Below are 12022 nucleotides of genomic sequence, written 5' to 3' on the forward strand. Positions count from 1 at the left end.
GCGGATCGCCACAGCGCTCCGTACCGACCGGCGTCCGTCGCCACGTGCTCGCGGCACAGCACGCACACAGCGCAGATCCAGTCGGTGCTTCCACACCACCTGCCAGTGACGGCCGTCGCCTCAGCCTAAGGGCATGCCCACGTGGTCTAGCGGGATGCGCAGACCACCTCGACGAAATGGCCCACCTTCTCCTCCGGCAGACGTCGTGCGAGGTCCGCCTCGCTGATCATGCCGACCAGCCGACGGTTGTCGATGACCGGGAGCCGCCGGATCCTGTGCTCCTCCATGGCCAGCACGACTTCGTCCGTGTCGGCCTCGGCGTCAATGGTGATCGGCTTACCCTGCTCGAGCATGCCTGCAGTCATAGTCTTCGGGTCCTTGCCCTTGGCAAGACACTTCACCACGATGTCGCGGTCGGTGATGATCCCGTGGAGCCGGTCGTCCTCCCCGCAGATCGGGAGAGCTCCGACGTCCAGCTCACTCATCCGGCGTGCCGCGTCCTCCAGCGTCTCGTTCTCCTGGATGCAGGCGGCGCCGGTGTGCATGATCTCTCGTGCTGTGGTCATGGCCGTCTCCTTCGAGCCTAGCGATCTGCGTCGCAGTCGCCGGGACGCCCTTGGAGCCAGGCCCGCCCCGACTGCTACCCCCTACGATCAGTGTGGTTCGTCCGCTATCGATCCGCATTCGGGAAAAACGACGCTCACTCTTCGGCCCCTCTCGTGCCTTCCACGAGGGTTTGAGCTGCCCAGCGGCGCCTCGCGGCGCCTCGCGGCTCCTCGTGCTCGCATTGCTCCAGGCAAGCTTGACGCGGGCGAGCGCTGTCTCAAGGCAGGGCATCCAGTGGCGTCGCAGTGCGCGGACCCGTCGGCGCGTGCTCAGCACCTCCGCTCCGACGATCTGGGCGGCCGCCCGGGCGACGGCGTACTCGGCGGCTGCTCCTACCGCCTCGCGGTAGGCAGCTGCGGCAAAACCCAGAGCAGTGTGAGCCGGTGCGGCCGATGTGGGAGCGCGGTCCTGCAAGGCCCAGGTGACCTCGGACGGATGGCGGACGCCCATGGTGAAGGTTCTCGTCGATCGTGATCCTCGCGGGGCCGACTCCGGCCGCTGCGCCATCGAGTGCGTGTTCCCCACCGAGGAGAACCGCTCGGAGAAGCCAGGTGTCGGCTTCCTCCACTCGCTCGTGCCACCGGCTGCCGCTGCTCTCCTCGCCTGGCGCAGGCGCTCGTGGCGGATGCGGAGGATGCGCCGTTTCTGTTCGAGGAGGCGCGCCCCGAAGGGCGACAGCCAGACCATGCCGCAGGTGCAGGCGGCCGGCGAGTGAGGGCGGGACACGGAAGGTTGTCACTCGACCGTCCTTCTCTCGTCGTACTCCATGGACCTGTCGTTCCCGTGGGTGTCCGCCAGGAGCGTCACCGGGCCGGGGTGGGACAGGGCAAGGGCCCGGAAGGCCGCCTCCTCCAGGCCGAACGCCTCGACGTACGAGTCGCCCATCGTGCCGACGGCCGACAGCCCGTCGGCGGTGGCTGCGGCGACATTACTCGTCCCGGCGCATCTGACCATGGCGCTCAACCGGGCTGCCTGGAAGTCCGCTCGGGGGCTGTGGATCCGTCGCAGGGAGAAGTCCACGACCGTCCCGCCGCGGCCGGCCACACCACGCGGCCTTGGAGGCCGCCGTCGTCGGGCATCTCATAATCCCCCTGCGGCCGCATGCATGAGATGGAGCGGCACGTCGTGCCGGAGCGCCTCGTCCGCACCCCCAGTCCACCGCCTCAAGACTCGCCTCGGACCCGTCGACGCCGACCACAAGGGGAACCGCCGCCGCTCCCCCTCCCTTGTTCCGGACTTCTGGCCTGCCCGAGGGCCGCCTCGCCGGGGACCACATGCGCCACGAGGAGATCTGGGGTAATCCTCGATGTAGCAGCGCCGTGGTCTGTCGGTCGGCGCCGACCGACAGCGCGTCGCATCGAGCGCGTCCCCAGCCGGCTTGCACGGCCACCGACGCACCAGGCGGCAGTGGTCCGGACAGTGGCCACGCTCACCGTCCGTCCAGCTTCGTACGTGATGGAGGCAGTCGCCGTGGAACGAGTCCTCACCGTCGGCCTCGACGGCTCACCCGAGAGCCTCGCCGCCGCTCGCTGGGCCGCCGACGAAGCCGAGCGACGCAATCTCACCCTGCGCCTGCTGCACGCATGGCCCCTGCTCGCGCCGGAACCGACCCGCATCCCAGCGGAAGTCGACCAGAACTACTGGGCCAAGCGGCTCATGCACAACGCCCAGGCAGAACTTCAGACGCGCCACCCGGGCCTCACCGTTGTCGGCAACCTGGTCGCCGACGACGCCCAGAACGCGCTGCTGCACGCGGCGTCGGAGTCCGAGATGCTCGTGCTCGGCTCGCGGGGTCTGACTCCCGTGGAGAGCTACTTCCTCGGCGACATCAGCATGTCGGTCGTGGCACGCGCCGAGCGACCCGTCGTCTTGGTCCGCGCCGACCGGCAGGAAGAAGGCCACACGCCCGAGTCAGGTGCACCAGACGATGTGGTGGTGGCCCTGAAACTGCACGGCCCGTGCGACGAGCTGCTCGAATTCGCCTTCACCACCGCCGCGGCGCGGGGCGTACCCGTCCGCGCGGTCCATGGCCGCAGCCTGCCGATCCACGCGTACGCCCCCTGGGGCGTCGACCACACTGTGACTCAAGCGGAAAGGCAAGACGCGCGGAAGGGCCTGAGCCAGGCCCTGCTCCCCTGGCGCGAGAAGTACCCGGGCGTGGTTGTGACCGACACCATCCGCCTCGACAGCCCCGCCAGGGCCGTCGTGGCAGCCGCCGCGGGCGCCGAGTTGCTGGTCGTCGGTCGACGCAAGCACCACCCTCCCCTGGCACCACTCCTGGGCCCCGTCGCCCAGGCCGCCGCCCACCACGCGCGTTGCCCTGTCGCCGTCGTCCCCCATGACTGAGCCGAGCCACGACGGGGACCCGATGGCGTCGGCGCGGCGAGCCGACGCCCCCCTGACGCCGCCCTTCCCGCGCGCGGAGGCGCTCGAGACTCACACCGCGGTGGTGCTCTTCGTCGGGGACCGGGCCTACAAGGTGAAGAAGCCGGTCGACCTGACGTTCCTGGACTACACCACGGTGGCCGCCCGGCGGACCGCCTGCGAGAGGGAAGTTGTCCTCAACCGCCGCTTCGCCCCTGACGTCTACCTCGGCGTCGGCGAATTCCGTAGCCCGGACACGGACGCGCCCGAGCCCGTCGTGGTGATGCGCCGCATGCCCACCGAGCGCCGCCTCTCTCGACTCACACGGGGAGGCGCGGCGACCGACGACGTCCTCCGCGCCGTCGCCCGGCTGCTCGCGACCCACCACGCGAATGCACCTCGCAGCGGGGAGGTGAACGAGCAGGGGACGCGTGACGCACAGTCCTCACGCTGGGAAGCGAGCTTCGCCCAGGTCCGTGCCCTGCCCGACGACGGCACCGCGCCCGACGGAGTGGAGGAGATCGAGCACTTGGTGCGCCGCTACCTCGCCGGACGCGCCCCCCTGTTCGACAGGCGAATCGAGCAGGGACGGGTGGTCGACGGCCACGGAGACCTGCTCGCCGAGGACATCTTCTGCCTCGACGACGGCCCACGCGTCCTGGACTGCCTGGAGTTCGACGACCGTCTGCGCTACGTCGACGGCCTGGATGACGCCGCCTTCCTCGCCATGGACCTGGAGCAACTCGGGGCGCCGGAGGCCGCAACGTTTTTCCTCGCCGAGTACGGCGAGTACTCCGGCGACCCGGCACCACCCTCCCTGCGCCACCACTACGTGGCCTACCGCGCGTTCGTCCGGGCCAAGGTCTCCCTGATCCAGGCACACCAGGGCACGCCCAGCGCAGAGGCGGCAGCACGCCGACTGATCACGACCGCCCTTCGCCACCTGCGCGCCTCGGCCGTCGGTCTGACCCTCGTCGGCGGGCTCCCGGGCAGCGGCAAGTCCACACTCTCCGGAGCGCTCGCCGACCGCCTCGGCGTCACCCTGCTCAGCAGCGACCGCCTCCGCAAGGAACTGGCGGGCATCCCCGCAGAGCAGCAGGTCGCCGTTGCCTACGGCGAGGGCCTGTACACACCCGAGTGGACCAACAAGACGTACGCCACCCTGCTCGACCGCGCATCGGCCCTGTTGTCCCAGGGTGAGTCCGTCGTCCTGGACGCCACTTGGCACAACGCGGGACAGCGTGAGGCCGCTGTGCGCATGGCCGAACACACCCACTCCGACCTCGTCTCCCTGCACTGCCAGGTTCCGGACGATGTGGCTACAGCCCGCCTCGCCACCCGCCCACCCGGCGTGTCCGACGCCGATCTCGATGTGGCCGCCGTCATGGCTGCCGCGGAAACGCCATGGTCCGAGGCCGTCAGGATCGACACGAGCGGCTCCCTGAGGGCCGCGGTAGTCCAAGCGCTGGCGGCCATCCGCCCACACGCCGACAGCCAGGCCCCGGTCTTCCGTCGCCCCTACATGGAGCCGGACTAGACGAATGCGCTCGCCCGCAGATGGGCGGGGTCGGCGGCCGGGTTGCCGGCCCGCGCACCAGGTTTCGCGGGACGCGGCACGCTTCCTCCTGATGGTTGTACGGGGGAACCCCAGTCCGGCAGACATGGCAGCGCCGGGCGCTGTACGCCGCTATGGCGCTTCACGAGGTGGCCACCGTGGGTGGGCAGAAGGGCCTCGCTCGTGGCGAGACGTTGCGGGCCGTGGGCGCGTGCTTCCTCTCCGCCTTTCGCGCTCACGGGGCACGGGGCACGGGGCCCGTCTGCCGAAGGAACGACGGGAGATACGGCTCCGCTGCGCCAACGGCACGTCGGCCCGGGTGTACCGGGAGACCGCCTCGGCAACGGCTTGGCGATGCTCGGCTCGCCCTGAGCTACTCCGGCCGAGCCGCTACCCGCCCCCTCCGGTGTCATCAAGGTCTGTCAGCCGCTCGGCCTGGGCCGTTCGGCCCCTACTACTCACGGGTGGGTCGTGGTGGTATGGAAGTGAGCCGAGGGTCTGATGGGACGCTGCGAAGCGGAGTGAAACCGTGCACCGCGCAATCCGGGTCCGCGAGAAGCGGGCAGCCCTCGGTTCCATGATGCCGGAAGACCGCTGCGGCCAGTCGGTTCGCAGCCTTGTGGTGCCGAGCGCCCGCACAATCACCATTGGCTTCCCTGCCGGATCTGCACCTTTGTGAACCGTCACTGCCCCGCCAAGTCTCGTCGGGGGCCAGTCGGTATGGCCCGCAGTGCGGCCCGGCCCAGACCGGGCGAGTCTAAAGGGAGGCAGGCGTCGGGAGGAGCGCGCATGCACTGGAAGACGATCTCCAAGGACACCGCACCGCGCGTCCCGCCGAATCTCGCGGACTACGACCGGGCTCGTTCCGCATTCACCTGGTCGCAGGCACGCAGCGCGCTGGCTGGATTGCCAGGCGGCGGGCTGAACGTCGCGTACGAAGCGGTCGACCGGCACACGGCGGCGGGCCTCGGAGACAAGGTCGCGCTGAGGTGCGTAGGTCGTGACAACGCCGTCTCGACCGTCACGTACAGCGAGCTGGCTCACCGCACGGCCCGCTTCGCGAACGTCCTACGGTCGCTCGGCGTCGGCCATGGGGACCGGGTGTTCACTCTCCTCGGCCGCTGTCCCGAGCTCTACACGGCGGTGCTCGGCACGCTGAAGAACACCAGCGTCCTGTGCCCGCTCTTCTCGGCGTTCGGCCCCGACCCGGTGGAACAGCGGCTGCGTCTCGGCGACGCACGCGTGCTGGTGACCACCGCAGTTCTGTATCGGCGCAAGGTCGCCGACCGGCGGATGTCGCTGCCCGTCCTCGAACATGTCCTCATCGTCGGCCCCGGCGCCGAGGAGCTTCCCGGCACGCTCTCCTTCGACGAACTGATGTCCGCGGCCTCGGACACGTTCACCATCCCGCCGACCTCGCCGGAGGACATGGCACTGCTGCACTTCACCAGCGGCACCACCGGCACCCCCAAAGGCACCATCCACGTCCACGAAGCGGTCGTCGCCCACCATTCCACGGCTGCGTACGCGCTCGATCTGCATGCCGAGGACGTGTACTGGTGCACCGCGGACCCCGGCTGGGTCACTGGCATGTCGTACGGCATCGTCGCCCCCCTCGTGCACTGCGTGACGGTCGTCGTCGACGAGGGCGACTACGACGCCCGGCGCTGGTACAGGATTCTCGGCGAACAGCGGGTCAGCGTCTGGTACACCGCGCCCACGGCCCTGCGCATGCTGATGCGCGCCACGCCGTGCGAAGGTCCGTACGATCTGCCGCGCTCCTACGACCTGTCGGCCCTGCGGTTCATCGCCTCGGTCGGCGAGCCCCTCAACCCCGAGGCCGTGGTGTGGGGCCAGGAGGTGCTGGGCCTGCCGGTGCACGACAACTGGTGGCAGACCGAGACCGGCTGCATCATGATCGCGAACTTCGCGGCCTGCGAGATCCAACCCGGTTCGATGGGGCGGCCGCTTCCGGGTGTCGAGGCCACTGTGCTGAAGCAGGGCGAGGACGGCCGGGTCCTGATCGCCGACGGCAAGGTCACGGAGGTGGACAGCCCCGACGTGGAGGGAGAGTTGGCGCTGCGGCCGGGATGGCCGTCCATGTTCCGCGGATATCTGCACGACAAGGAACGCTACGAAGCCGCGTTCACCGACGACTGGTATCTGACCGGCGACCTGGTCAGGCGGGACGCCGACGGCTGGTACTGGTTCGTGGGGCGCGCCGACGACGTCATCAAATCGGCGGGGCACCTGATCGGCCCCTTCGAGGTGGAGAGCGCGCTGATGGAACACGCGGCGGTCGCGGAGGCCGGAGTGATCGGGCGACCGGATCCTGTCGCCGGGAACGTCGTCAAGGCGTTCGTGTCATTGCGCCCCGGCGTGGAAGCGACCCCGGATCTGGAGCGGGAGCTGCTGGCCTTCGCCCGCCGCCGGCTGGGCCCGGCCGTCGCGCCCCGGGAGATCACCTTCGACCAGAACCTGCCCAAGACCCGGAGCGGCAAGGTCATGCGCCGCTTGCTGCGTGCACGCGAAATCGGTCTGCCCACCGGCGACTTGTCGACGTTGGAGGGATCCTCATGAGCCAGGCCCGCAACTCCCGCACCAGGAAGGCAGCCCAGGGAACCCCGAAGCCTGCCAAGACAGCCGCGAAGAAGACCCCGACGAGCAAGAGGACCGCGCGAACAGAGGTTCCGGCCGCCAGGCCGGGCGCCGTGCACAGGTTGGATCTGCTGAAGGCCATGCTGCGCATCCGGCACTTCGAGGATCGATGTGTCGAGCTGTACAGCGCAGCGAAGATCCGCGGCTTCGTCCACCTCTACATCGGCGAAGAGGCCGTCGCCGTCGGCGTCAACGAAGCCCTGACCCCCGAGGACGCGGTGGTCTCCACCTACCGCGAGCACGGCCACGCACTCGCCCGCGGCATCCCCGAAGAGGCCGTCATGGCCGAGATGTACGGCAGGACGACCGGCTGCAGCGGAGGCCGCGGCGGATCCATGCACCTGTTTGACGCGAGCCGCCGCTTCTACGGAGGTAATGCGATCGTGGCCGGCGGTCTCCCGCTCGCCGCTGGTCTCGCCCTCGCCGACCGCATGCGCGAACAGGCCCACGTCACCTGCTGCTTCTTCGGCGACGGAGCCTTCGCCGAGGGCGAGTTCCACGAGACGGCCAACCTCGCCGTCCTGTGGAACCTGCCGATCCTGCTCGTCTGCGAGAACAACCTCTATGCCATGGGTACAGCCCTCGAACGGCACGAGGCCCAGACCGACCTGGCGATGCGCGCAGCCTCGTACGGCATGGTCGCCTGGGCCGTGGACGGCATGGACGTCGAGGCCATGGAGCACGCCGCCCGCCGCGCCACCGGAGCCATCCGGGCCGGCGCCGGCCCCCATTTCCTTGAGGCGCGCACCTATCGCTTCCGCGCCCACTCCATGTACGACCCGGACCGCTACCGCGACAAGGAGGAGATCGAGCGGTGGAAGACCCGGGACCCCATCAGCCAACTCATGGACCGCATGCGCGAGAACGGTCAGCTCGACGACGAAGAACTCACCGCGATCGAGCGCCGCGCCGCCGACGAGCTCGACCGCGCCGTCGAATCAGCCGAGCAGGCACCGGAAGAGCCGGTCGAGGACCTGCTCGTCCACGTCACCAGCGCCCCGGCGGAGGTGACGTGACCATGAGCACGGGCGGGCAACCGGAGGAAGCCAGGACGACGTACCGGGAAGCGATGCGCGAGGCGTTGCGTGAGGCCCTGAGCGCCGACGACCGAGTCTTCCTCATGGGCGAGGACGTGGGCCGCTACGGCGGATGCTTCGGCGTCAGCCTTGGCCTGCTGGAGGAGTTCGGGCCCGAACGGGTCCGCGACACACCGCTGTCGGAGTCCGCATTCGTCGGGGCGGGCATCGGCGCCGCCCTCGCCGGGATGCGACCCATCGTCGAGATCATGACCGTCAACTTCAGCCTGCTCGCGCTCGACCAGATCCTCAACAACGCCGCCACCTTGCTGCACATGTCGGGTGGCCAGCTCCCCGTCCCCCTGGTGATCCGCATGACCACAGGTGCGGGACGACAGCTCGCCGCCCAGCACTCGCACAGCCTGGAGGGCTGGTACGCACACATTCCCGGCATCCGGGTCCTCGCGCCGGCCACCATCGAAGACGCCCGCCACATGCTCGCCCCGGCTCTCGCTGACCCCGACCCCGTACTGATCTTCGAGCACGGAAGCCTCTACAACGCTTCCGATGAACTCTCCCCGTCCGCCGCTCCCGTGGACATCGATCACGCCACGGTCCGCAGGCCCGGCACCGACATCTCTCTGATCACCCACGGCGGTTCACTGTCCAAGGCGCTCGCAGCGGCGGACGAACTGTCCATCGAGGGCATCAGCGCGGAGGTCGTCGACCTGCGCACGCTCCGGCCCCTCGACAACGAAGCAATCACCGCCACCGTGGCCCGCACGCACCGCGCGGTGATCGTCGACGAAGCCTGGCGTACCGGCAGCCTCGCCGCCGAGATCTCCGCCCGCATCGCCGAGGGGTCCTTCTACGAACTGGACGCCCCTGTGGAGCGGGTGTGCAGCGTCGAAGTTCCCATCCCGTACGCCCGGCGGCTGGAGGAGGCCGCCCTGCCGCAGACCTCCGACATCGTCGCGGCGGCACACCGGGCGGTGGGCTGACCATGGCCGAGTTCACCATGCCGTCCCTGGGCGCCGACATGGACGAGGGCACACTCCAGGAGTGGCTGGTCCGGCCCGGGGACCAGGTCCACAAGGGAGATCCCGTCGCGGTCGTCGAGACCGCCAAGTCCACGATCGAGGTGGAGTGCTTCGAGACCGGGACCATCGGAAAGCTGCTCGTCGAGCCGGGCACGACAGTGCCCGTCGGCACGGCCCTCGCCCTGATCCAGCCGACCGCGGGAAGGACCCAAAAGGTGGAACCGCGGAAAGCTGAGAAGCCGCGGAAGCAAGAGAAGCCCGGACAGTCCGAAAAGGCCGAGGCGAAGCGTTCGACCCGGCGGGCGCCACAAGCCGCGCAGGCCCACACCCGGCCAGAAACCACCACAGGCCCAGAGCCGCCCGCCGCCCACAGGCGCGGGCACGTTGAAGCCGGCCCCTTGCTCCGGCACCTCGCCGAGCGCCGCGGTATCGAACTGAAGGGGCTAAAAGGATCCGGGCCGGGAGGGCGCGTCACACGGACCGATGTCGAACAGGCAGTCGCGGCCGCCGAGGCTGCTGCTCCGCTATCACGCGTACGAGCGACCCCACTTGCCCGCCGACTCGCCGCCGAACTGGACGTCGACCTGACAACAGTGACGGGAACCGGCAAGGACGGCGCCGTCCGGGCGACCGACGTGCGCGAGGCGGCCCCGGGGCCGGCAACCACGGCCCCGCCCGCACGCCACGTCACTACTCCGGTGCGTCCCTCCGAGGACCGGCCGGCCGCGATGCGCCAGGCGATCGCGGGACTCATGGCCCGCGCCAACCGGGACATCCCCCACTACTACCTGTCCACGACCGTCCACATGGCCACCGCCATGGATTGGCTGCACGAGCACAACCGACGAACCCCCGTCGACCAGCGGCTGCTCCCTGCCGCCCTGCTCCTGAAGGCCGCAGCCCTCGCGGCCCGGGAGGTCCCCGAGCTCAACGGCTTCTGGACAGATGACCGTTTCACCGCAGGCGACGGCGTACACCTCGGCGTGGCCGTGTCGCTGCGGGGTGGCGGGCTCGTCGCCCCAGCTCTGCGCGACGCCGACACGCTCGAACTCCCCCAACTGATGGCTTCTCTCAAGGACCTGGTCGCCCGCTCTCGCACCGGCAGGCTCCGCGGCTCGGAAGTGTCCGGCTCGACCATCACGGTCACCAATCTCGGTGATCAGGGCGTGGAAGCCGTCTTCGGTGTCATCTACCCGCCACAGGTGGCCCTGGTCGGCTTCGGACGGGTCGTGGACCGCCCGTGGGCTGTCGATGGCCTGCTCGGCGTACGGCCCGTCGTCACCGCGACCCTGTCGGCGGACCACCGGGCAACCGACGGCACAGTCGGAGCCCAATACCTGACCATGGTCGACCGCCTCCTGCAGAACCCGGAGCAGTTGTGAAACATGCCGAAGCTCTCGACATCGTCAAGGAATCAATCTCACACGTCATCCCCGACGCCGACTTCACCGCCCTGGGGCCCGACGACCCGTTCCGCGATGCCCTCGAAATGGACTCGATGGACCTCCTCAGTTTCGTGGAGACGCTAAGTGAACGGACCGGGATCCGTATCGACGATGAGGACACCCCGCAGCTCACCACCCTGTCCGCGAGCACCGACTTTCTGGTCGCCCGCTCAAGGTGAGCGGGTGCGGCCCGCAGCACACGACCGACGCCGGGGCGGCGCCTTGCTTCTCACCTCTGGTACCGGCCCGCCGGGCGGCGACAGCCGACCTGCGCCCGGCTTGCATGGAGACGACGGCATACTCGCATTCTGCGCACTAGGTGTATCGAGCTTCAGCGTTGTTGGCGCGGGCGGCCGTGGTCGAGTGCAGGCAGTGGCGACAACTCGTTCGTGCATGCCCCGGGCACTCGCGTGTACAGCTACGAGTAGGTCCCACGGTGCTCTCCCTCACCGCGCCCGCGTCCGACCACTCCCCCATCGCGATTGACGTGCCGACTGGGCCGTCATGGCCCGGCCCGGCGAGCTCTGCGAACCGGATCTGCCCGACCGACAGCCGCGGTCAACCGGCCGGGATCCGCTCGTAGCGGGTGAATCCCGGTGTTTGCCATGTCTGGCCGTCGGGCCGGACCGCGAGTGCCTCGTACCCGTCGAGGGAGGTGAGCCAGCCCCGTGCGTCCTCGCCTCGGGCGAAGGCAGCGGTGGCATAGGCGTCGGTCTTGGTCAGGCGGGGGCCTACGACGGTGAGGGAGGCGAACGTGGTGGCCGGAGCGCCGTGGTGCGGGTCGTAGATGTGGGCGCCGCGTTCGGCGACGCCCGACGTGGCGATCGCGAGGTCGGTGTCGGCGGTGATGACAGTGAGCAGTTCCTTCGGGCGGAGGGGATGGGCGATGCCGATCCGCCAGGGGCTGTCCGGGGTGGCCCGGCCGCGGAGTTGGAGGTCACCGCCACCGTTGACGCACGTCTGGTGCGCGCCCGCGTCGTAGAGGAGTTGGGATGCTCTTTCGGTGGCCCAGCCCTTGACGAGCCCCGAGGGGTCGAGGGTTCCGGCGGGGGTGATGCTGAACCATCCGTCGCTGTGGTGGGCGGCCCGCGCGCACAGGGACAGGGCCTCGTGCACCTCGGGCGGGCAGTCTGCAAGGCGGATGTCACCGCGGTCGAGGCGGCTGATGTGGCTGTCGGGCCGGTAGGTGGAGAAGACGGCGTCCATCTTGTGGAGGTGGCGTACGGCCTCGGCGAGGGCGCGGTGGATGGCGGGGGTGGGCGTGTCCCTGCAGAGCGCCCTGGACCAAGCCCATGCCTGCAACCGTCACCAGGCTGCACCACGTCGAGCACGTCATGG

11 protein-coding genes and 1 pseudogene are annotated in these 12022 nt (G+C 69.7%); 7 read left to right on the forward strand and 5 right to left on the reverse strand.

The genetic code is table 11. From position 1 onward, the window contains the following. Window positions 1-146: 146 nt before the first annotated feature. The 4 genes and pseudogenes from OG698_RS00805 to OG698_RS00820 all read right to left on the reverse strand — a co-directional run. Window positions 147-566 (reverse strand): CBS domain-containing protein, encoded by a 420-nt coding sequence (locus OG698_RS00805; protein WP_406100778.1) that lies wholly within the window; start codon window positions 564-566, stop codon window positions 147-149. Beyond that, the gene (locus OG698_RS00810; protein WP_406100780.1) at window positions 478-1293 is read right to left on the reverse strand and encodes a V-type ATP synthase subunit D; all 816 of its coding nucleotides are present in this window, start codon (window positions 1291-1293) and stop codon (window positions 478-480) included. The genes OG698_RS00805 and OG698_RS00810 overlap by 89 nt, the downstream gene beginning before the upstream one ends. A gap of 48 nt (window positions 1294-1341) precedes the next feature. Beyond that, window positions 1342-1650: a hypothetical protein gene (locus OG698_RS00815; RefSeq protein WP_406100782.1), complete on the reverse strand. Its 309-nt coding sequence runs from the start codon at window positions 1648-1650 to the stop codon at window positions 1342-1344. 45 nt (window positions 1651-1695) lie between these two features. Then, a pseudogene (locus OG698_RS00820) lies at window positions 1696-1882 on the reverse strand (universal stress protein); the annotation flags it as partial. 194 nt (window positions 1883-2076) lie between these two features. Between OG698_RS00820 and OG698_RS00825 the strand changes: the two are divergent. From OG698_RS00825 to OG698_RS00855, 7 genes are all read left to right on the forward strand, one after another. After that, window positions 2077-2952, forward strand: a complete 876-nt coding sequence (locus OG698_RS00825; RefSeq protein WP_406100784.1) for a universal stress protein — start codon at window positions 2077-2079, stop codon at window positions 2950-2952. Beyond that, the gene (locus OG698_RS00830) at window positions 2945-4507 is read left to right on the forward strand and encodes an AAA family ATPase (RefSeq protein ID WP_406100786.1); all 1563 of its coding nucleotides are present in this window, start codon (window positions 2945-2947) and stop codon (window positions 4505-4507) included. Before OG698_RS00825 ends, OG698_RS00830 begins: the two co-directional genes overlap by 8 nt. A gap of 807 nt (window positions 4508-5314) precedes the next feature. Next, window positions 5315-7105: an acetate--CoA ligase gene (gene acsA / locus OG698_RS00835; RefSeq protein WP_406100788.1), complete on the forward strand. Its 1791-nt coding sequence runs from the start codon at window positions 5315-5317 to the stop codon at window positions 7103-7105. Continuing rightward, window positions 7102-8199, forward strand: coding sequence for a pyruvate dehydrogenase (acetyl-transferring) E1 component subunit alpha (gene pdhA / locus OG698_RS00840; RefSeq protein ID WP_406100790.1), 1098 nt, complete (start codon window positions 7102-7104; stop codon window positions 8197-8199). The genes acsA and pdhA overlap by 4 nt, the downstream gene beginning before the upstream one ends. A gap of 2 nt (window positions 8200-8201) precedes the next feature. Continuing rightward, window positions 8202-9200, forward strand: coding sequence for an alpha-ketoacid dehydrogenase subunit beta (locus OG698_RS00845; RefSeq protein WP_406110738.1), 999 nt, complete (start codon window positions 8202-8204; stop codon window positions 9198-9200). A 2-nt stretch (window positions 9201-9202) separates the two neighbouring features. Then, window positions 9203-10621 carry a 2-oxo acid dehydrogenase subunit E2 gene (locus tag OG698_RS00850; RefSeq protein WP_406100792.1) on the forward strand — a complete coding sequence of 473 codons (1419 nt, stop codon included), beginning with the start codon at window positions 9203-9205 and terminating at the stop codon, window positions 10619-10621. Next, window positions 10618-10863, forward strand: a complete 246-nt coding sequence (locus tag OG698_RS00855; protein WP_406100794.1) for an acyl carrier protein — start codon at window positions 10618-10620, stop codon at window positions 10861-10863. Before OG698_RS00850 ends, OG698_RS00855 begins: the two co-directional genes overlap by 4 nt. A 379-nt stretch (window positions 10864-11242) precedes the next feature. On the opposite strand, the gene OG698_RS00860 is transcribed toward OG698_RS00855, so the two are convergent. Continuing rightward, complete coding sequence (locus OG698_RS00860) at window positions 11243-11986, reverse strand: FAD:protein FMN transferase (RefSeq protein WP_406100796.1); 744 nt, start codon at window positions 11984-11986, stop codon at window positions 11243-11245. Window positions 11987-12022 lie beyond the last annotated feature (36 nt).

This window comes from Streptomyces sp. NBC_01003, from assembly GCF_045162695.1.
Lineage (GTDB): Bacteria > Actinomycetota > Actinomycetes > Streptomycetales > Streptomycetaceae > Streptomyces.